12 protein-coding genes and 4 pseudogenes are annotated in these 20,653 nt (G+C 56.2%); 7 read left to right on the top strand and 9 right to left on the bottom strand.

What is annotated here, in order from left to right; genetic code table 11:
* Nucleotide 1 precedes the first annotated feature (1 nt).
* The 3 genes and pseudogenes from NKH36_RS06850 to NKH36_RS06845 all read left to right on the top strand — a co-directional run bounded on the left by NKH36_RS06850 (nucleotide 2) and on the right by NKH36_RS06845 (nucleotide 2,496).
* Nucleotides 2–961, top strand: a complete 960-nt coding sequence (locus NKH36_RS06850; protein ID WP_352960872.1) for a class I SAM-dependent methyltransferase — start codon at nucleotides 2–4, stop codon at nucleotides 959–961.
* 51 nt (nucleotides 962–1,012) lie between these two features.
* A pseudogene (locus tag NKH36_RS34780) lies at nucleotides 1,013–1,147 on the top strand (hypothetical protein); the annotation flags it as partial.
* Between the two features lie 230 nt (nucleotides 1,148–1,377).
* Entirely contained in the window at nucleotides 1,378–2,496 is a 1,119-nt protein-coding gene (locus NKH36_RS06845; protein WP_352960870.1) for a glycosyltransferase, read from the top strand.
* 272 nt (nucleotides 2,497–2,768) lie between these two features.
* Here NKH36_RS06845 and NKH36_RS06840 read toward each other — a convergent pair whose 3' ends face one another.
* Nucleotides 2,769–4,643, bottom strand: coding sequence for a Wzz/FepE/Etk N-terminal domain-containing protein (locus tag NKH36_RS06840; RefSeq protein ID WP_352960868.1), 1,875 nt, complete (start codon nucleotides 4,641–4,643; stop codon nucleotides 2,769–2,771).
* A 334-nt stretch (nucleotides 4,644–4,977) separates the two neighbouring features.
* Between NKH36_RS06840 and NKH36_RS06835 the strand changes: the two genes are divergently transcribed.
* On the top strand, nucleotides 4,978–5,136 hold the full coding sequence (locus tag NKH36_RS06835) for a hypothetical protein (protein ID WP_352960866.1): 159 nt from the start codon (nucleotides 4,978–4,980) through the stop codon (nucleotides 5,134–5,136).
* 72 nt (nucleotides 5,137–5,208) lie between these two features.
* On the opposite strand, the gene NKH36_RS06830 is transcribed toward NKH36_RS06835, so the two are convergent.
* From NKH36_RS06830 to NKH36_RS06810, 5 genes and pseudogenes are all read right to left on the bottom strand, one after another.
* The gene (locus tag NKH36_RS06830; protein ID WP_352960864.1) at nucleotides 5,209–5,433 is read right to left on the bottom strand and encodes an exopolysaccharide production repressor protein; all 225 of its coding nucleotides are present in this window, start codon (nucleotides 5,431–5,433) and stop codon (nucleotides 5,209–5,211) included.
* A gap of 462 nt (nucleotides 5,434–5,895) precedes the next feature.
* Nucleotides 5,896–6,706 (bottom strand): annotated as a pseudogene (gene cysT, locus NKH36_RS06825) (sulfate ABC transporter permease subunit CysT); the annotation flags it as partial.
* A 121-nt stretch (nucleotides 6,707–6,827) separates the two neighbouring features.
* Nucleotides 6,828–8,091, bottom strand: a pseudogene (cysC, locus tag NKH36_RS06820) (adenylyl-sulfate kinase).
* Nucleotides 8,091–8,912, bottom strand: a pseudogene (gene cysD, locus NKH36_RS06815) (sulfate adenylyltransferase subunit CysD). The pseudogenes cysC and cysD overlap by 1 nt, the downstream one beginning before the upstream one ends.
* Before the next feature lie 225 nt (nucleotides 8,913–9,137).
* Nucleotides 9,138–9,422, bottom strand: coding sequence for an inositol monophosphatase family protein (locus NKH36_RS06810; protein WP_352960922.1), 285 nt, complete (start codon nucleotides 9,420–9,422; stop codon nucleotides 9,138–9,140).
* Between the two features lie 252 nt (nucleotides 9,423–9,674).
* Here NKH36_RS06810 and NKH36_RS06805 point away from each other — a divergent pair, with 252 nt between their 5' ends.
* From NKH36_RS06805 to NKH36_RS06795, 3 genes are all read left to right on the top strand, one after another.
* A complete protein-coding gene (locus NKH36_RS06805) occupies nucleotides 9,675–10,973 on the top strand; it encodes a polysaccharide biosynthesis/export family protein (RefSeq protein ID WP_352960862.1) in 1,299 nt (432 codons plus the stop codon).
* Between the two features lie 730 nt (nucleotides 10,974–11,703).
* Nucleotides 11,704–13,035: a glycosyltransferase family 2 protein gene (locus tag NKH36_RS06800; protein ID WP_352960860.1), complete on the top strand. Its 1,332-nt coding sequence runs from the start codon at nucleotides 11,704–11,706 to the stop codon at nucleotides 13,033–13,035.
* Between the two features lies 1 nt (nucleotide 13,036).
* Nucleotides 13,037–14,008 (top strand): NAD-dependent epimerase/dehydratase family protein, encoded by a 972-nt coding sequence (locus tag NKH36_RS06795; protein WP_352960858.1) that lies wholly within the window; start codon nucleotides 13,037–13,039, stop codon nucleotides 14,006–14,008.
* A 3,760-nt stretch (nucleotides 14,009–17,768) separates the two neighbouring features.
* On the opposite strand, the gene NKH36_RS06790 is transcribed toward NKH36_RS06795, so the two are convergent.
* The 3 genes from NKH36_RS06790 to NKH36_RS06780 all read right to left on the bottom strand — a co-directional run bounded on the left by NKH36_RS06790 (nucleotide 17,769) and on the right by NKH36_RS06780 (nucleotide 20,642).
* A complete protein-coding gene (locus NKH36_RS06790) occupies nucleotides 17,769–17,942 on the bottom strand; it encodes a hypothetical protein (RefSeq protein WP_352960856.1) in 174 nt (57 codons plus the stop codon).
* Nucleotides 17,943–18,553: 611 nt separating this feature from the next.
* Complete coding sequence (locus NKH36_RS06785; RefSeq protein ID WP_352960854.1) at nucleotides 18,554–20,170, bottom strand: metallophosphoesterase family protein; 1,617 nt, start codon at nucleotides 20,168–20,170, stop codon at nucleotides 18,554–18,556.
* A 235-nt stretch (nucleotides 20,171–20,405) separates the two neighbouring features.
* Nucleotides 20,406–20,642: a hypothetical protein gene (locus NKH36_RS06780; protein WP_352960852.1), complete on the bottom strand. Its 237-nt coding sequence runs from the start codon at nucleotides 20,640–20,642 to the stop codon at nucleotides 20,406–20,408.
* Nucleotides 20,643–20,653 lie beyond the last annotated feature (11 nt).

Here is a 20,653-nt window from a genome sequence, read left to right as displayed (position 1 = left end):
GATGCTGGCGGAATGGCGAGAGGTCGAGCATCTCATGCGGCAGCCGGGGAATCCTTCCGTACCGATTATTCTGTACCGCCGCGGCGCGACCATCACGGAGGCGAAATCAGAGCTCTCTGGCGCGCGAGCTGCCGAGTATCCGGTTGTGCATGGTCAGCCGGCACTGATCGATTTCTCTTGCAGTCTCGTGCGTGCCGATGTGCTGACGGCAAGTGGCATCTCAGCCATAAAGAGGCGGCCGAACTGGCTGAGGATCACCAAGGGGTGGCTCTTCGGAACTGCGAATCTCAGCGCGCGCAACGTTGTCAGCTTTCGCGATCACGTTCTCTCCCATGGGATTGAGCGCCCCCTCGTGCTCATGATCGGCGCCGCAACTAAGGGGGCGGGGACCGATGGCCTTTATGAAACCGAAACCGTTCGACAGATTGCATTCGACATCTACCCGTCCGCATACACGCATTTCATCGCGGACGCTCATCAGATTCCGCTTGCCAGCGGCTCGGTGGACGGCGTCTGCATTCAGGCGGTCCTCGAGCATGTGATTAACCCGGAACAGGTCGTTTCAGAGATATCTCGCGTGCTCAAGCCCGGCGGTCTCGTCTACGCCGAGACGCCGTTCATGCAGCAAGTGCATGAGGGCGCTTATGATTTCACGCGCTTCACTGAGCTCGGACATCGATGGCTGTTCCGGAATTTCGAAACGATCAGTCGTGGAGCGCTCGGTGGACCCGGTTTGTCACTCTACTGGGCGGCGAAATATTTCCTGCGTGGCCTTACCCGGAGCCGGCTGGTTAGTGACGTCTTGAGTCTTCCCTTCGCGCTGGCCGCGCTCATGGACGGCATGATCCGAGAGGATCACAAGATTGACGGCAGCAATGGAGCCTATTTCCTGGGAAGGCTCACCGGAACCAGTATCTCATTAAACAGCATTGTCGACGAATATCGGGGCGCTCAACGCTAGTACCGGGAACGGCGATCTCGTCCCCCCGCGTTCAGCAGCTCTGTCCTCGGCCGTTCCATACGCCTGTGCGAGGCTGTCATCGGCAAGTCTGTCGCCCTTGGCCCGGCGGCAACAGATGGCGTCTTCGGCGCCTGGTTCAGACATCAGAAAATAGAAACCATCGACTTCAATGGCTTCTCTCGATAGAATGGCAAACTGTTCGCGATGTCCCCGAACACTTGTTCGCGATGTCTCCGGTCCAAACATGGGCCCCTGGTGGGAGGCATTAAAGGGGTCGCCAAGTCTCTCTTAACGCGGGTAAGAACTTGAAAGGTCTCCAGACCCCACCACTGGGCCCTCACCACAAGCGCAGGAGAATTTCATACAAGATCGGGCAGTTAGTTGCGACAGTAAATACGAGGTGCAAGAGAATCGGAGTGCTTCACTATCACATGCGAATTCTTTACTTCATCAACGGATTCGATCCCGGTGGCGCCGAGCATGGGCTACTGACCTTGCTGCAAGCAGGATTTTTCAGCGGCCACGAGCTGAAGATTCTCGCCTTTTGCCGTGGTCGCGGGGCTCTTGCCGATGAAATCGCCGCAAAGATCGGAGAGCACAATCTTATCCTGACGTCGCAGAGTGAAGAGCCTTCCTTGCGCACCTTCGTGGGCACGTTCTTTGTAATGTTGCGCCTCATCCGGGAGTGGCGGCCGGATATGGTTGCGTTGTCGCTCAAGCAGGCCAATCTCCTGGGACGGCTAGTTGCGATGTTTGCTCCTCGGCTGCACTGCGTTTCATTCGAACACACAACCCGCTACCGCTCCCGGCGCGCCGCAGGTATCTATGGCCCTGTGCTCAAGGCCCTGTCCTGGCGCGTTGACGAAATCTGGGCTGATTGCGAAAGTACGCTGCAGGAGACGCAAGCATACTTCCTGCCGCGCAGGCGCCGCTCGCATATCGTGCCTTTGTTTTGCGCCGATGAGGCTTCCAGCCACAAGCGCGATTACGCGCTTCACACACCCTTGCGCCTTGCTGCTGCCGGACGGCTTATCGCGCTAAAGAACTTTGACCGCCTGATCGAGGCCGTCCGAATGCTCCAAGACCGCGGCGTTTCTGCAAGCCTCGATCTTTACGGCGATGGGCCGGAACGGCAGGCGCTTTCGCGGAAGGCAGATGAGCTCGGCGTTGGAGATCGCGTGCATTTCCATGGCTATGTCGCACGCTGGTTCGAGCTGGCCTGTGATCGTGACATGTTCATCAATCTGTCCGACACCGAAGGGTTCTGCATCGTCGTCGCCGAGGCGATGCTTGCCGGTCTTCCGATTATCGCGACCGACGTCGGCGGTATTCGGGATTACGGCAAGCATGGAGAGAATATGCTGAAGCTTACTGTGCCCTCAGCGGAGATGGCGGTGACCCAAGTGTTAGTGCTCGCGGGCGATGAAACGCTTCGCAAAGAGATCGGAATACAGGCACGACACGATATGCTGGAGGCCTATTCGCAGGATGCTTTGCGTGTCCGCGCTACGGCGGTGTTGGGAGGCGGAATGTAACGACCGGCAAAGGCTGGCGATCAGGATAGCCAGGCCGATCGGGAATTCTGACTGATCGGCATCCCACCTAGCCGACATGGTTCTCGACCTGGCCCCTTCTCACAGTCCGATGCCAGCGTGCAACCCACCGGCTGGAGGAAGCGACGATGTATCGCCGGTCCTTGCCGACGAACACCATCTCCTGCGTCTTGCGCGGATAGGCCCGGACGGAGCTTGTTCGTCAAAGCCCTCCTTGGGCTATCTGCTCAAGACAAAAAATGCCTTCTCCACAACTAGGCCTGGTAATACTGATGATAACGTTCACTGTAAAATTCGGCACTGCCGAATTTTTGGTACCGCTTCATTCTTTTGATATCGACCTTGTTGAGCAGAACGCCGATGCATTTATCCGCCAGGATCGGGTTGTTGTTGAGAATTTCGCGCACGAACGTACGAGCGGTCACACCCCATTCAACAACCAGAACAAGGCCGTCGAGGTGCTGGACAAAGGACCTCACGTCCGCGACTGGAGCCAACGGGGGCAAATCGACGACGACGTAATTGAACATAGGGCCCACCTTGAGCAAAAAGTCGCCCATTTTCTCGATAGGCTGCACGGTGTTTGTGAGCTTTTGTTGGCTCTGGTTCACGCCGGGCAGGAACCTCAATGGCAATGACTGATGGGCCAGCAAGTCTCTCGGATTGAGTTCTCCAGCCAACAAGTTGGCCAGGCCTCGTTCCCAGCCGTTGGCTAACATAGGGGACAAGCCAGGATTGTGGATATCGGCATCGATCAACAACGTCTTACAACGCTGCATAGCAAGAACCATCGCTAAATTAGCGGCGACCAGAGACTTCCCTTCTCCCGGGAGGCAAGAAACGATGCCGAGCGCCTTGGTGCTCTTCCTTGGTAACTCGACGTCAACAGCGACTTTCACAGTTCGCATCGCTTCAGCGAATTCCGAGCGCGGATGTTGCTCTACCCAGTTGAAAGCGCTGTTCCCCACCTCGATGAATGACGGCTCTCCGGCCGCACGATCGTGCTTGTTTCGGCGAATTGGCTTCCCGTCCAGCAAAGCGATCATTCCGAGCGTCTGAAGTCCGAGCTCATCGCGCACTTGAGCCGTCGTGCGGAAAAAGCGCTCCCGGTACTCCCGAATTCCGCCCACACCGGCGCCAACCATGCCGGCGAGCACGACGCAGAACGCCAACGTAAGACTGCTGTTCGGAGAACTCGGTCTGCTGGGGTATGGTGCCTCCGAGATAGTCCGCGCCTCCGTCAACGCCATCGAAAGGTTCTGCAGGCTCGCTTGGTACTGCTGCAGGACCTGTTCATATTGCGACTTGAGAGAGGACGCCTCAAGTTCGAGCTGGCGCAAGGTAACCAGCGTTTCCTTGGTCAGCGTATTGTCTGTTCGGAACCTGTGGATTGCGAGCTCGGCATCGACCGATCGCTTCCGCACCGTCTCGAGCTCTTCCGCCAGTGCGCTGCGAGCTCGGATAATCGACTCGTCTTTGGCTCCGACTTGGTCAGAGATATAGATTTCTGCATACTTACTGGCTATTTTTTGCGCCATTTCGGCGCTAGGCGACCGAAATTGGACTTGCAGAATGTAAGAATCCCCTACACGAGCTACCGTTATATTCTCAGCCAGAATGCCAAATGCCTGCCATCGAGGATCGGATCCTCGCGCGGAACTCGATTTCACGGGTGCTCCGCTTGCTTCGGAACTGCCGATGAATGGCCACACCAACCGAGCGACCGATCCTGTGAGACTGTTGAGCAATGAATATGGCGCTGACAAGAAAGAGCGATCGGTAGCAAGACCGAGGCTGTCAACGACCTTTAGCCCGATGCGGTCGGAACGCAACAATTCGACCTGACTCAGCATCATCGGGTCAAGCTGTGCGGAGCTTCCGCTCTCTGTTAACTTCGTCACGACGGATGGCTGGTTCTTGTCGATCAGGATTCTGGCAGTCGACTCGTACAAGGGCACCTCGGCCCAAAGATACGCCAGCCCCAGCACAAGTCCCGCGAGCGCGCATGTAAGGACGAACCTCACCTGCCGTTGCGCTGCCGCCACGAGTGTTTCGAGATCAATCGTTCCCCACTGGGGATCGCCGAATGTGAAGGCAGAATCCGGGTGTTTTTCAACTTCGCGGAGCATAAGCCTTCAAACCTGTCGGATGAGACTGGCAGCGCATTGGTAGTGACAAACACCATATCACATTATTTGACTAAATGTCTGCAAATTCAGATATCGACGCCCACGGAGCACAGGCACACCGCTCGGGCGGGCATCAGCCCGCTCTTCGCCAAAGGCGCAACTCCTAACCTCGATGCAATAGACGAGACCTCACACGGCCCATTTCCGCCTGCCGCAATTCCGCTGCATGTCGTAAGCTCCAATTGAAGGAAGAAATTGAGTCGTATTGCCAAATGGCAAAACATCTGAGCAGAGATTCCGGGCTCAGGTTGAGCCTGTCCTGCGGGAAATAGGAATGGCTCGTCGATCACTGACGCGCGATAACGATCACGGCAAGGGTCCTGCGCGCATCTGGCGCCTCGCGGAAAGCCTCTCCGCTGCCCGAATAAGACAGGCTGCAGTCACATTTTGTTTCGTGGTGTGGGGTGTCATCTTGCTGATCGTCCTGCTCTAGCCGCCAGAGCCTAAAGGCGGAGAATGGCCCGCCTCACTTACTAAGCGGCTCGGCAGTTGCTCCCTTTCGGACTCATCGCGCGATGTGTGACTTCGGAGTCACCGATTCCTTGGATTCCTTGGAGACAGAGCGCCACACTAGCAGCATGACAGCAACAAAGTACCCAGTCTGTATCAAGATCCCACAAATTAACGTTTGGACAATCGTGCCCCAGAGGGAGTCGGTGAGTAAATATATACTGATGGCGAATGCCAACAGTACTATGATAAGGCCTCGCAAAAAAAGCAAAAAGGACATCGCCGTCCCACTCGCAGCCGCTGGCGTGACGCGCTCCTTGGCTATCCAGGCCTCAGCGCATTAACCATTATAACATATCGGAACGGGTCAGAGCGACCAGTATATTAGCATATGCGAATAAAGACGCCCCAACCTGTGCCAGGACGCTTGCTTCCAGGCGACCAACTCCCGTTCGGCGGCCTGAAGAGGTTTGCCACGCGGATTGGCCATGCCATGCGATCTGGATTAGGCATAGGCTGAGTCGAGGTGTGTGCGCCAAGTTGAGCAAAATGGGATGGCTTCGACGTTGGTGTGTCCGCCGCGCAACTTCCGTGTTTAGCGGAGCGGCGGACATGGCGGCCCCGCGTCAGGCGGCCAATGCCGCCCAGGCCACAGGACGCGACTGCCATCAGGCAGGTAGCGCGCGACCGGCTGCTCGCTGGCCGGCGGTGTCGCTTCCGATCGCGACACGATGGTGACGTCATAGCGTTTGCGGCTCCACGACTGCACCAGATTGACGACCAGGAGCATCGCGAACGATGGCAAAACCATGATCGCCGCGATCGCGGCGGTCGCCGGATAGTTGTATTCTTCCAGCCGGATGACGATCAGAAGCGGCGCGATCTCGGACTTGAACGGCAGGTTGCCGGCGATGAAGATGACGGAACCGTACTCGCCGACGCCGCGGGCAAAGGCGAGCGAGAAGCGGTGATGATCGCGGGCGCGAGGCCGGAAACAGGATGTGGGTGATGATCTGGAAACGGCTGGCGCCAAGCGTGGCGGCGGCCTCCTCCACCTCGTTGTCGATTTCCTCCATGATCGGCTGGACGGTGCGCACGACGAAAGGCAGGCCGATGAAGACCAGCGCGATGACGATGCCGAGCGGCGTGTAGGCGACCTTGATGCCGAGTGGCGTCAGCAATTTGCCGAGCCAGCCATTTGGTGCGTAGAGCGTGGTCAGCGCGATGCCGGCCACCGCCGTCGGCAGCGCGAAGGGCAGGTCGACCATGGCATCGACGATACGGCGGCCGGGAAAGCGGTATCGCACCAGCACCCAGGCGACGATCGTGCCGAAGAAGACATTGACCGCGGCGGCAACGAAGGCGGTGCCAAAACTGATTTCAAGCGCGTTGATGGTGCGGCGATCGGTGGCGACCGCCCAGAAATCGGCCCAGCCGAGCGCGGCCGAGCGCCAGATCAGCCCTGACGAGGGGATGAGGATGATGAGCCTGAGGTAGGCAAGCGAGAAGCCGAGCGTCAAACCGAAACCCGGAATGGCTGTCTGAATTGCCACCGCGCAGCGACGGTGGGAGCGATCGTCATGACACCCTTTTGCCTATTGCCGGCTTGCAGATCTGGTCGAAGATGCCTTCCTGATAGCGCTGGACTTGTGGCACTTGGCTGAAAAGCCTGGTTCATCGGTCGATGTAGCCGTGGTGTGCGAGATAGTTGATAACCTGTTCGGCCAGCTCCTCGGGCGCGCTCACCCCTGCCGCCAGAACAATTTCCGGCAACTCTGGCTCCTCATAGGGGCTGTCGATGCAAGTGAAATTTTTAAGCCGACCTAGACGCGCTCTCTTGTACAGTCCCTTTGGATCCCGTTTCTCAGCGATGTGGAGAGGTGTATCCACGAAAATCTCGACATACTCTCCCGCAGCAAACAGCTCTCGGGCCATTTTGCGCTCGGCCCGGAACGGCGATATGAACGACGCCAAGACGATCAAGCCGGCGTCGACCATCAATTTCGCCACCTCATTGGCGCGCCGCAGGTTCTCGACACGGTCCGCATCCGTGAAACCAAGGTCACGGTTGAGGTCGTGGCGAACGTTGTCACCGTCGAGAAGATATGTGTGCCGCCCCATTGAGACGAGGCGCCGCCCATTCGTGCTGGCCGTCATAGGTGATGATCGACTTGACCCTGGACGGCAGCTGCACAGACGACGTCACCACGCGAAACATCAATTTCGTGTTCCAGAACCAAGGTAATCGCTTCGGTTTCGAGGGGCTCGATGAGCGTCGGCCCTTCATACCACGCCAACCTGGCGCTCCGCTCCGTCACGTTGTCGCCAAAGCGTGCGGACATCGGAATGGAGACCATCATTTTGAAGCCAAGGTCCGCGGCGAAGGTCTGATAGTCAGCGCCGATCCGATCAAAGGTCTTCTGGGAGTAATCCACCAGGTCGATCTTGTTGATTGCGGCAACGAGGTGCTTGATCCCAAGCAGCGACGCGATGAAAGTATGGCGGCGTGTCTGCGTGAGAACCCCCTTCCGCGCGTCATGAGAATGACGGCAAGGTCGGCATTCGACGCGCCGGTCGCCATGTTGCGCGTATATTGCTCATGGCCAGGCGTGTCAGCGACAATGAACTTGCGGCGATGGGTCGAAAAGAATCGATAAGCGACATCGATGGTGATGCCTTGTTCACGCTCCGCTTCCAGACCGTCCACGAGACGCGCGAAATCGATGTCATCTCCAGTTGTTCCGTGCTTACGAGAACCGCGTCTCAGACCCGCGAGCTGATCCTCAAAAAGCAGCTTGGCATCGTAAAGCAGGCGTCCGATCAGTGTCGATTTACCGTCATCGACGCTTCCGCACGTCAGGAAGCGAAGCAGGTCCTTCCTTTCATGGCGTTCCAGGTACTGGGTGATCGCGGCGGGGTCTATCCGTATCGCGTTCATCAGAAGTATCCCTCCCGCCTCTTTTTTCCATCGCCTCTGACTAGTCATGATCGATCAGACGTCCGGAGCGCTCGGACGTTCGAGCAAACAGCATCTCATAGGCGATCTCCGCAACCGTCGACGCATCCGATTCAATTGCGGCGGTCAGCGGGTAGCAACCCAAAGTGCGAAAGCGCACCATTCTCATTTCCGGTATTTCGCCGGGCTCAAGCGGCAGCCGGTCATCATCGACCATTATCAGCACGTCCTGGCGCCACACGACCGGACGCTTGGCCGCGAAATAGAGCGGAACGACGGGAATGTTTTCCTTCAGGATGTACTGCCAAATGTCGAGCTCGGTCCAATTGGAGAGAGGGAACACACGGATCGACTCCCCATGACGAATCCACCCGTTGAAAACGTTCCAGAGTTCCGGGCGCTGGGTCTTCGGATCCCAGCTGTGATTTTCCGTTCGAAAGGAAAAGATGCGCTCCTTGGCTCGGCTTCTCATCGCGTCGAGCCCCGCCAAACGCTGCGTCGAATTTATACTTGGTCAACGCCTGCTTGAGTGCGTCGGTCTTCATAACGTTTGTGTAAATGGAAGCGCCTTAAGTGAATGGGTTGATCCCTGGGTTGATCCCCTCCTTCAAGCCCTGCACGTTGGTATGGACGATCAAATCCATGCCCGCGCACTCGGCAGCATCGTCACGGAACTGGATCATCTGCTTGAACTTCCAGGTCGTATCGATGTGAAGTAGCGGAAAGGGCGGGCGCGACGGAAAGAACGCCTTGAGCGCCAAATGCAACATTACCGACGAGTCTTTGCCGATCGAATAGAGCATTACCGGGTTATGAAACTCCGCCGCCACCTCGCCGAAAATGTGGATTGACTCTGCCTCAAGTCGCTTAGGTCGGTCAATCTTCCGCTGGAGAGGAAAGGGATTCCTTTCGTGGCCACCATATCGTGCAGCATCTCGCGCTTCCCTCTTCACGATCCCCCATCGACAGAGCGTGGCGTGCTTCCATCCGCGGCGTGCTCGTGGAGCAACCGGGGACCACAGTGAGCCTCAGCGCCCGATTTTTTCCGACCTCAGAAATTCTGCGTCGCTGTAAGCAACAAGGTGCCTGTTTGCGAAATCGACATCTGATCGTTGGCCCCCCTGATTGTAGACCAGAGGGTGTCCGTCGAGATCAACGACGATGCCTCCAGCAACTCGAAGGACTGCGTCGCCAGCCGCCGTGTCCCGCTCCATGGTTCTGCCTGGCCGGAGATAGGTGTCCGTCTCACCTGCCGCCACACGGCAGAACTTCAGCCATGGCCCTGCGGGAAGGACGCTGACTATTTGGTTCATTGTGCCGATCCCGTCCAACTCTTCCGCTTGTGCGACGACACCGAGCTTTACCTAGGATAAGTGAGGCATATCGGCGACAGGCGCTGTGACCGCGGACACAGTGAACTCGATATTTTCGTGACAGATTGGAGCAGCTGATATGCAGCTCGATCCGTAACTGCTCCATCCATTGAATGGGTTGCGACAAGGGGCTGAATTAGTTTGAGAAGGTCTGCGTCGATGTCATGCTCAAGCATTGCGGGGTGATCGCGAATGTCGAATAGATCGATGCGCTTGATGCGGGCAGGCAGCTGCGCTTTGCTTGCATGTATGTTTCTGTTGTTCGCATACGCGAATCTGTCGAATGGCCTTGCCCTAGCAGAGGAGTACAATGTCGACGAGTACCGTCTGCAGACTGGCGACGTGATCGGCTTCGCTGTCATAGGCTATCCCGAGATGCAAAAGCGAGCTGTGATCGACCAAAGCGGGGTAATTGTGTTGCCGGTCCTAGGCCCCCTAAACGTTCTCGGGAAGACAATAGAGGATGTTCGCAAGGAGGTAATTGAGGTTTTAAAACCAAAATCCCTTCCGCAACGATCCGCCGACGGCACTGAGACTTGGACTGGTTTTTACCAAGATCAGATTATTGTTGATATTGAGGAATACCGACCCGTCTATATTGACGGGGACATTGCCTCTCCTGGGATTCAGCCCTTCAGACCAGGAATGACTGTCCGACAAGCTGTGGCGGCTGGCGGCGGCTACAAGCTCGGTCGCGGTGAGCTTGAAAACCCTGAAATGACAGCAGCGGACCTTGGCGGCCGCCTCCACATTCTGCGCATCAAGTACCAGGAAAGCGAAATCAAGGCTGCTCGCATAGAGGCGCAGCTGAGCGGCGCCAGAGCGATTGAGCTTCCGGACGCAGAACGTGACCCGAGCCTCCAACCTCGTCGCGACGAAGCCTTGCAGCAGGAGGGGAAGCATCTTGAAGCTGTCTATGCGGATCAGGAGAAGGAGCGCGCTTCGATTAAGTTGGCCACAACCAAGGCGGCGGAACGAATGGGCTTCCTGAAGGAGCAGCAGAAGGCGGATCAAGCGGGCGCTGCCGCAGATGCGGCGGAACTTGATCGCCTCAAGAAGCTCTTCGAAAAAGGTCTGATCCAGATCACGAGGGTCAACGACGCCCAACGCGCAGTGCTCTTGTCAGCGACCCGCGCTTTGCAAACCAACGCTGAGATCGCTCGACTTGAACGCGACCAAGGGGATTTGCAGCGCAGTCTTGATAAGCTTATCGACCAGGGTCGAATTGATCTGTTGGCTGACCTGCAGACTGAACGCGCGGCGATGACGCAAATGCGCGCTGAGATGGATTCATTGACCAAACAAATCGCCTACGTGATGCAGATGCGCAGCGACCTTGTAGGCGAAGGGGACGGAATTACGATCGGTGTAACCCGCTCCACTGACGGACAGGCAGCGACGACCGAGGCGACTGAAGATACTCTGCTTGCTCCGGGTGACACCATCACAATTACGCTGGAGGCACCACCAGGAGCGGCAGTCGCGAACTAACTAACTAAATTTTGTATTAGAGGCGGCGCGCAGTTACACGGTGTCCTATCGAGATGTGATCCGGGCCAAGAGAATTCTGGTGGCCGCTCAGGGTCTGGGCAACGACGTGATTGCCGCGTGCCTGGATACGCCGCGTTAGATCATCAGCAAGTGACTGGCCGGTCTCGAAGAGAAGCAGCGCAGCGGGCGACCAGCCCGCTTTTCCGGTATTCCCCCCTGAGTGGTTCTCGAGATCAAAGCTCTGGCAATCCAGTGCCTAACCTGGTGCCTAACGCCCACAAACGATGAAGCCCGCCACGTGAGGCAGCGGATTTAGGTCGGCAAGTTTGCCGGTTCAATCTCAACCTAGATCGGTCGCCGTAATGCTGGGTCGGCGAGGCGCTACGGGGTTCGGACGAAGCCTGCAAGCTGCTGCCCTCATGTCTTGGCACCGGGCCTTGGAGCGAGTCCGGCTTCCTTCCAGACGCGGCCGGCGCCAGAGCCCTTGGAGTGGACGACGGCCCAGGACTTGGTTCCGCCTTTGCTTACGCGGAGATGGAGCCCACCGCCGTCGCTATACAGCTCCTTGGCGCGAACAGTAGTTTCGGCTAATATGTGCAGTGAACGACCCATGCCAGCAACTCTGTGCCTAGCATTGCGGGCGGATAGCAGCAACCGAAGCATCCGCAAAAACCACTGAATCTCTTTGGTTTTCAGCATGGCCTGCACACACCAGCGGAGAAGGGTTTAGATGACACTCTGTCCGTCAATCTCTCGTCAGGTCTTTGCGAATTTCAGGCTGCTTGATTATCTTATTAATATATCGTCCGAAAATCATTTCTGGCCAATCTGGGGGCGATCGCAGTTCTCTTCGTTCGGGCGCGACCAGGGGATGGCGGAGTTGCCGGGCAATTCACAACACTCTGCCCACGCGCTCGTGGCGGTTATCATCCCTGCCTACAACGCAGAGCCATTCATCGCGCGTACCTTGGCGTCCGTGCTCGCCCAAACGCATAGGAATATCGAAATAATAGTCGTTGACGATGGTTCGACCGACGGAACAGCATCGATCGTTCGACGACTGGCTGATGACGACGGGCGCATCAAGTTGCTCCAACAGAAGAATGGTGGCGTCGCGTCGGCGCGGAATGCGGGGATGCGGGCAAGCAAAGGCATCTTTATAGCGCCCGTAGACGCCGATGACCTCTGGCACCCGACCAAGCTCGAAAAGCAACTGCGTGTTTTCGCTGCGGCTGGCAGTGATCTCGGGCTTGTCTATACACTTTACCGGACGATTGATGGCGATGATATGGTGATCATGACGCCGAAGCGGACGCACCCGAATGGATGGGTGTTCATGCAGCATCTCGGAGAAAATTTCATCGGCAACGGCAGTTCGGCGATGTTTCGGCGCGATGTTCTCTTCGAAATGGGAGGCTACTCCTCGCGACTGCGCGAGAGCGGTGCAGAGGGTTGCGAGGACTTCTTCGTCCAACAGAGCATTGCCTCGAAATACCGTTTCGGCGTCGTTGAGGAGCATCTTGTCGGATATCGCCGAACGCCAGGGAATATGTCGGCAGATTTCGTGCGAATGCTCATCTCGCGTCGGTTGGTGCTCGAGAGCGTACTTGCCCGCTGCACAGAGGCGGTGAAGCCGGTCCTGCTGGATGCGATGTTCCTCACCGATGTCGAGACTGCCAAGCTTGGGCTAATGACGTACCGATTTGCTGCGGTCGCCAGGCACTGCAGCAAAATGCTCTGGCGATCACCTGTGCAGTTCGCGAAACTCGTTGCCGCTTTCGCGGCCATTTTCCTGCGCAAGGTGAAGCGAGCGCTTTCCCACCCGGAAAGCCAGGACCGCAGCTCTGAGATCGGAGGAAATTTTTGGAACTACTCCATTCATGAGTTTGCGGACTCCGCTGAGAATGCCAACCACCTCGTGGGGCTCAGCAACCTTGCAGTAATGGACGAGAAGCTTGGACCAACCGGAGCCTATTTGACGCGGCTTCCTGAACAAGGGACGCTTACAATGCCCAACGAGGACACGAACTCCGACAGCCTACTACGTCCCCTCGAGACATGAGATGAAGAAGCTGTTGCTGGCTGGAGGAGCAGGATTCATCGGGTCGCACCTGGTCGACCGGCTGCTCAAAAGAAACGATTTGGACATGCTGGTTGTGGTCGACAGCCTATGGACCGGCAGGGCCGAAAACATTGATCATATCCGAGATCAACGCCTAGTGCTGGTCCGCTCCGAGGTGGAGAATTTCAAATCCGATTTCCAATTCGACGAGATTTTTCATCTTGCGTCGCCCGCATCGCCGCCAGTCTATATGCGCGAGCCCGAGCGTACCGTCTCAGCAAATCTGATTGGCGCTATGCGGCTCTTGAAGCTGCTCAAAAAGGGTGGGCGAATCTGCTTTGCGTCGTCCTCGGAGGTTTATGGAAATCCGTTGGTCAACCCGCTGCCCGAGACGTATCAGGGGTCAGTGGACTGTACGGGCCCGCGCTCTTCCTACGACGAAGGCAAGCGCTGCACCGAGGCGCTCCTCTTCGAGAGCAACCGTGTCCGTGGCGTCGATGTGCGGGTTGCCAGAATCTTTAACGTCTACGGTCCGCGCACCCGAGCCGACGATGGGCGTGCTGTTTCCAACTTTATCGCCAATGCGTTGGCCGGCAAGCCGATCGTCGTTCATGGTGATGGTCTCCAAACCCGCAGCTGGGGTTATGTCGACGATATTGTCGATGGGCTCGAACGGCTGTTCTGGCTTGAGAACTTCAATCATGTGGGAGCAGTCAACGTAGGAAACGACCGGGAGATTTCGGTGCTTGAGATCGCGAAATATGTTGCGGGCCTCATTCCCGGAACGACAATTGTTCATGGTGAGCTGGCGCCGCAGGATCCGACCAACCGGCGTCCTGACCTGACCCTGTGCCGAAGAATCCTGCCGGGGTGGTCGTGCAAAGTGCCCTATGAAGAGGGTCTCGTGCGCACCTTGCGCTGGTTTAAGGCCAATGGTGGAATTGCGGAAATGAGGGCAACCCATGCGATCTAGAGCCGGCAATGATCGGCATGATCTGAGATAGGCGGGCGGCATGCACTGCGGAGCGGAAGGAATCTCTAACCCCGTCTGTCCTTCGGCGGCGCGGCAGACCGAGGCCGGACTGACAAGGCAAAGGGTTAGAATGCTCAGCGAACTGTGCAACACCACCCCCCACAGGTCGCGGGTTGTTGCCGTCCCGCTTTCGTTAGGCAGTATGCCTCGCATGCCAACAGCGGCACCTTCGCCATCTACAAGGCGGCCTTCTTCGTCGGTGGATCCGGAGGCGAAGGCAAGCTGACCGTCCACGCTCGCTACTATCCAGTCTGGTCGGCGGCATCTTGGGCGGCTCCACTTTCGGGATCTATCAGCTATTCCCAAGGTACCGTTCGCCACATTTGTCGCGTCCCAGTGTGAGGGGGTCTGCGGTGCGGCGGTCTGTTGCGGAACGCTCAGGAAAGTGCCCAGGTGATCGTCAAGACAATGACAAGATGCCCAGCGGGCTCTCAGGCAAGCTGCCAACGCCGATCTGAGCGGTGTGAACATCGCGGTAAAGTAGGGGCCACCTACCGTTCGCTTCACGGGGGCATGGACGATTGTGACATTCCTCGCGCTCTTTTTATGTAGATTTAGTATATAATATTATGTAGTAATCCTCGGTTTATAATCACTGGCTCCGATACAGGAATTATCCACCAGCGTTATCAAAATAATATTATAATATTTCCTTGGTTTCTATTTATGCTCGCCAGCATTCGCCTTCCGCATTAACTGGTCGTCGGCTGCGCCTCCTCCGGACGCTCGGCTCAACTGGCTCGCTCTGATAGCTACGTACAGGATGGTATTCACACACATACCAGGGCTCCCGTTATCTAAATACCCCCGGTGTCACACCAATCATACGCTACCATCCCCCCTGGTTCACGCGCGGCCATTACGGCGTTCAAGATCATTCTCCAACCAGGAGCAAGAGAACGACTATGCATTCGGTGTCGGCGTCGATGATTGAAGCAATCGAACCAAGGAAGGAAATCGACTTTTCCCGGCAAGCCTTCAACCATTCCAAGATAATCATTAATTTATATTATCAGGCACTTAACACTGGTTCCCATGTTGGAGATTATCGCCACCATTATGTAGATAATATTATTTAGATAATCGCAGTACCCAGCTTTTTTATTATTGTATGAGCCCCTCTTCCGTACGGCCCGTTCACGCAGGGCGGGATGGGACGATCTTCGCTCACTGTAGGCGCCTTGCTCTGGACACAACTCCCAAAGCCGGGCTTGCGACAGGGAACTTGGCGCCCAACATGCCGCCAGGAATTGGACCATTTCTGTACTTGACCGGAATCGACCGTCCCGACCGGTACTAGCGTTGCAGTGTTGCCAAGCGCCCGTTAGGTGATCAATTTGCTGCTATCGCAATGTTGGAACACCAGCGAGCGGCGGTCACAGGTGCTATTGAGTCGTACCTAACAGTTCGGACGTACCCTGGCCTCTCAATTCCGCGGCGACCAACTTCACCGCCGATGCACGGGATGCCCTCGCTCATCCTCTGGGTTTGATATAATCAAACGTCCTTTTTCCATGGTATTATTGGAATAATATTATCTGATTTTTCCTCTCTGATTTTCGAGATAATTCAGCGCCGGCTAGCGGTGAATGGCCATTCAGTGCGCAGACGGCGAGCCACTGCCGGAACCAAACCAGGTCCTTGTGAGACTGAGGTCCTCGCCGGCTCACACGAGCGCGACTGGTATGAGATCGACATCGCCGTGGGCTTCTGGCTTCGCCCTGCCTTCCATTAGTGGTAGACACGTCTCTTCTGGAACCCTTGGAAATCCTGGCGACTTGACAAGATAGGATTATCTTCCTACCTTAGTACCATATCCTGATTTGCCGCAAAACGGCCTACCCCTGCCTTTCTCTCTTTCTATAGAGGAAAAGACGGACGGATGAGGCTATATTTGAATCCCTATGGGATCCAAATCAAGGGATTATAACCCCCCCATATATAATATAAATAATTAATGTATTAGTCAGTGATTTGATAATCATTATATAGATAATCCCTCGCCATTTTATATTGGTTTTAATAGATAATTTACATGATAATCGCGGTCGATTATCACTGGTTCCCACACGGGGTTATCCTCGGTGTTATCTAGATAATATTTATATTGTTTTTATTTGCCTCTTTATGCTCGCCAGCATTCGCCTTCCGCGTTACCGTCGTCGGCTGCGCCTCCTCCGGACGCTCGGCTCAGCTGGCTCGCTCTGGGTCCAGACTGAAGGACAGAGAGAGAAAGAGATAGTATTATGTAGATAATATTATTTATATAATCGGATTGAGGGAAATCTCATAGCTATGTCCTAGAGGGGTATTCACACCGGCACACCTGCCCGGTGTTTAAATACCCCCCGGGGTGTGTTGCCTCTCACACCAACACACCCTCCCCCACCTTCTTCTTCTCCTTGGTTCCATCCTCCTGGTTCCTTTCCATTGGCTCCGGCGCTTCGCGCCTTTTTGGCAAGATAACGCCAGGCCGACTTGGCCAGCTCGAGATGCAGCTTATCGTTGAAACGAGTTCGTATTCTCAGCCGAGCAGGCTCGCGGGAAAGATCTGATCAGCCAGCAAATCTGCGGTGATCCAGTCTTCAGTTTCAGCCGTTCTAAAGCCTAACCAGAAATCTTGATCACCGAAACTGGTCCTAAAACTCTGGATCCCAGTCCGGAGAAATCGGACGTGGGATCACGGTTTTTGTATTCAGATAGACAAATCAAAAATTAGAAATCCTCGGAGATGGGCAGTCCCCTCAACGCCAACTTCCTCGATGGCAGGCACAGGCCCTGCCGTTCGGCTTCGAAATGGGCGCTCCAATGCCGTCGAGAAAGAACGCACGATAGTCTGCCAGGAAGGCTGCGATCGGAGTGGCAGCCAACTCACATCGCTTTCCTCGGCTCGCGGATCGGTCAAAACGCAGAGCGCAACCAACGACCGTCACCCACTGAACCAATAGGAAGTACTCTCACCATGAGAATTCTTGCACGAAGCCAGTTCTCAGACCCGAGCTCCACCACAGCCCAGCTGCGGTTCCTTTTCTGCAACCTCATCTTCGGTGATCAAACGCCCGATCGTCCACAAGGCAAGAATGCGGCTACACATAGGCACGAGACCGACAGTCGCTTGGACTGCCTGCCGATCGGTAAGCGTATTGACACGATGGGACTAGCGAGAAGTTCGCGATCAGAACGTCGAGAGGGTGTTCTCCGAGACGGCACGCAACGATCTGGTCACGCCTGCAGAGCGTCGATCCGAAACGTCAGCCGAGCGATGAAATGGATTTACCCAATGTTGTATCAAGCTCTGCCACATCAGCGAAGACGCCAACGTCGCGCAGGATATCAACGGATACAACACAGATCTCGCAACGCTGCTCACCGGCACGCTCGTAACCGCCTCGCCCGCATCCGAAGGAGTGACCGCACAGGACTCTCAACACGACCATCCCAGGACGGCTGAGTGGATCCAGAGAAGGGAGCAAGAAGAGAACCATGCTCCCTCTATAAATGCTCACAAGAGTAGAAAATCCTAAAATGTGTTCGGGATCATCGATTACGAAAGTTGGACAGTTGAACTCGTTTCCAACCTTGGCTCCAACTTTCTAAATGCTAACACGACTCCTGATCTAATATCGGCGCTAAGATGCCTAAAACCCAATGATCACGCATCATGTTATACTTCCTGGTTCTCACTCAGCTTTCGTAAATCCTAAAGTGCCGTGCGACCCTCGCACACGATGAAACCGAGGCTATCGTCGCCAGCAGAAACAAGATCGTCGGCGTCATCATGGTCGGCGTCAAATGCCTCATCATCGCTCCGATGCTTCTGCTGTAAGTCGATGTTCAGACGCTGCCACGCGGGGCATCGGATCACGCCAGACATCGTTGATATCCAGGACGTTATAATCCACGGGTTGTGTGGAGATGAACGTGCGCTTTGACCATCCTAGCGGCGAAGACTGACAATCGCTCTGGCCCGAACAGGACGTTCGCTACTCGCTCCGGTGAGAGGCGGGTTCGGCGCAGACGAGACATCGCCATACAACCAGAGCTGATGTCTGCGAAACGGTCGATTGCTGGATATATGCACGGCCCGTATTGGCCAGAAGACGAACGGCAGCAATGCGCCGATGTCGGCCGTTGAAGGCGCCTTTGCAACCGTCTGAAAGCGGACGTTACCGGCGACCACGCCGGAGGTCGCGGTTGCGCCAGAAGCGGTCACTCCGTAGCAAGCCCTTGAATGACCGCAATGGGGCCGGAAGCGGACTGGCAGCTTCCAACGTCACATTGCCCAAATGCAGACATTCGAAGCACGCTGCATTTGCCATCCACATTCTGATTTTGACATTCTAGCCAACACCGGCTTGACAGCTCTGTGGTCAAAATTGACGGCATGCGGTCGTTCAAAATCCGGTGCGATTCTGTCCGGCAGCTTCGGCCGCCCAAAGCGACGACACGTTGTTGCTTCCATTGCGAGATGGCTTTCGCGATCCACTAAGGCTGAGCGGGATAAAGCGTGAAATAAGACATCGGCCTGTGAACGCCGTCAATAAACGTGCGAGCGTGCGCAATCTGCACAGCTTTTGAGTTGCGCCCTTGATAGCCCCAAGGCGTGTCTTGGCCAAGCTTTCTTGTTGAGGTTGCCTCCCATAACACCTGTTCGCCGCCGGTAACCACAAATGGTTTTGAATCAGGGGCACCCCAAGGCGCCACCCAGAAATACAGATAGGCGTACTGGTCTTTGTCTTTCATCCAAGTCCACAGCTTTGCTGCAAGCTGCGTTCGGCCGCTTGGAGACCCCCATTGGGTGTTCGCCAGAGCGCTGCCACCCTTAGTGTCCGCTACATAGCCGCCGGTGACCACCATGGTTCCGTCCTGTACCGCGTCGGCCGCCTGAACCTGAGCCATGAGGTAGCAGCTGCCGGAGGGATCTGAGGGATCTGCGACAACGCGCTTGTCAGCGGAGTTCAAGCCAAATCCGTGCCCCAACGTTTTTTCTGCTGTACCTTGGATGCCCCAGGCGCACTCAGGGTCGTCATGTATACTGCCCGGCGCGTAGTTGCTGTCACCGACATTCATCCGTCCACCGACGATTGCCATTTCGCCCACGACCACATTCAGCGTTCCGGGGGGGTAGATTAGAGTGGGGACGTAGTTCTGCTTGTCGTTCGAAGGCGGGACGGTTTTGGAGTCGAGCACGGAAACGGTAAAGGTTGGAGACGGCTCGAAGCTGATATCCAACATCAGGAAATTCTGCTGCGAACCCGCACCCGAACGGAACACCGGGATGCCACCAGGTCCGATGGTATCGATCAGTTTGCAATCCTTATGTATATGGCCCGCGAATACTGCAGATACGCCAGTTTGCGACATCAGTGACCTAAACTGGTCGAGAGCGGCACCGGGCTTGAACTGATCATCCGAGTAGGCATGAGTGAAAACGAAGATTGCGTCGCCGCGCTGTCTCGCGTGAGCAAGGTCCTCGACAAGCCAGTCCCATGAGGACGTAATGATGTAATTGCGCTGTCCCCCCGTCGCGATCTGGTAGTGCCATTTGCGCGTGTAGAAGGGATAATTGTGCAGCATCACACAATGCACTGAGCCGAGATTGAAGGAATAGGCCAGGCTGCCGGTGAACGTCTTGGCTCCAAGCGGCAAGCCAAAGCCGGTTTCCGAAAAATCGACTGACCGCAGCTTGGTCCTGTTGTTCTGCAGCCATGCCCACATCCAGTCGACCATGCGGCTGGCGCGATTGTTGTTGAAGCTGTCATCGACGTAGTTGCAGTAGTCGTGGTTCCCCAACGCCGGGTATGCGGGCACGCGGAGCGTTTCGAAGGCGTCGCTCCATACCTGCAGTTCCGTGTCTAAGCCGGTGGACGTGAGATCCCCGTTGATGATGACGGCAGCGATTGGATCTTTCCCCGCTGCATTCGCATCCCTGGTAATCGCGGCGTACTGACCTAGGATCTGCTCCTTCGAGCTTTGCGACCACGCCGCTTCGTCGAATAAATCGGGCGGATAGCCCTGTTGAGTGATGTTGCCGTTGGCGTCCTTGTCGCCGTCGTACCACGGATATTGTGGGTCCGAGGTAATCGCAATCCTGAAGCTCACGTCGTTCCCCTCTCATTGATCCGTTCGCAATTACGCTAGAGCCTAACACATCGTCTTTGATCGCGTCAGAGCGATTTGGTTGAGGCGGGAGCGCAATAGCGATGTCCGCTTTTGGCCGCCATGCGGCGCAGAGCTGCCATTCAGAATCTGATGTGTGGGCGTCGCCTTCGGGTCAGATCGCGTCATGCAACACTCGCAACTGAATGACCGTAGAGAGCGAAAAGTTGCCCTTGGCTCATCTGCGCGAGCAGGTCGCGCCAGACATTGCTGGCGCCTGCTTCGGCGGAAGATCCACCTGCTGGCACAGGGCTTTGCAGTCACCTTTCCGCCAATCTCTCGCCTTCAGGTCGAGAATTTCCACATCGAGTTCTTCGCGCTTCCGGGCCAGTTCGAAGATCCGCTGTGCGGGCGCCGGCCCGAAACGGGAATCGCGCGTGAAACCAATGATGACCGCGATTTTCAGCTTGGACATGTTGTTACCTC

The organism is Mesorhizobium sp. M1312 (genome assembly GCF_040318115.1).
Lineage (GTDB): Bacteria > Pseudomonadota > Alphaproteobacteria > Rhizobiales > Rhizobiaceae > Mesorhizobium.
The sequence above is the reverse complement of the archived record's forward strand: the minus strand, read 5'-3'. Positions and strand labels throughout refer to the sequence as shown.

What these genes read in the sequence shown, in the direction of transcription:
- NKH36_RS06850 (WP_352960872.1), top strand. Translation starts at nt 2, where the DNA reads ATGCTGGCGGAATGGCGAGAGGTCGAGCATCTCATGCGGCAGCCGGGG.
- NKH36_RS06840 (WP_352960868.1), bottom strand. Translation starts at nt 4,643, where the DNA reads ATGCTCCGCGAAGTTGAAAAACACCCGGATTCTGCCTTCACATTCGGC.
- NKH36_RS06835 (WP_352960866.1), top strand. Translation starts at nt 4,978, where the DNA reads ATGGCTCGTCGATCACTGACGCGCGATAACGATCACGGCAAGGGTCCT.
- NKH36_RS06830 (WP_352960864.1), bottom strand. Translation starts at nt 5,433, where the DNA reads ATGTCCTTTTTGCTTTTTTTGCGAGGCCTTATCATAGTACTGTTGGCA.
- NKH36_RS06810 (WP_352960922.1), bottom strand. Translation starts at nt 9,422, where the DNA reads ATGAACCAAATAGTCAGCGTCCTTCCCGCAGGGCCATGGCTGAAGTTC.
- NKH36_RS06805 (WP_352960862.1), top strand. Translation starts at nt 9,675, where the DNA reads ATGTCGAATAGATCGATGCGCTTGATGCGGGCAGGCAGCTGCGCTTTG.
- NKH36_RS06800 (WP_352960860.1), top strand. Translation starts at nt 11,704, where the DNA reads ATGACACTCTGTCCGTCAATCTCTCGTCAGGTCTTTGCGAATTTCAGG.
- NKH36_RS06795 (WP_352960858.1), top strand. Translation starts at nt 13,037, where the DNA reads ATGAAGAAGCTGTTGCTGGCTGGAGGAGCAGGATTCATCGGGTCGCAC.
- NKH36_RS06790 (WP_352960856.1), bottom strand. Translation starts at nt 17,942, where the DNA reads ATGTCTGGCGTGATCCGATGCCCCGCGTGGCAGCGTCTGAACATCGAC.
- NKH36_RS06780 (WP_352960852.1), bottom strand. Translation starts at nt 20,642, where the DNA reads ATGTCCAAGCTGAAAATCGCGGTCATCATTGGTTTCACGCGCGATTCC.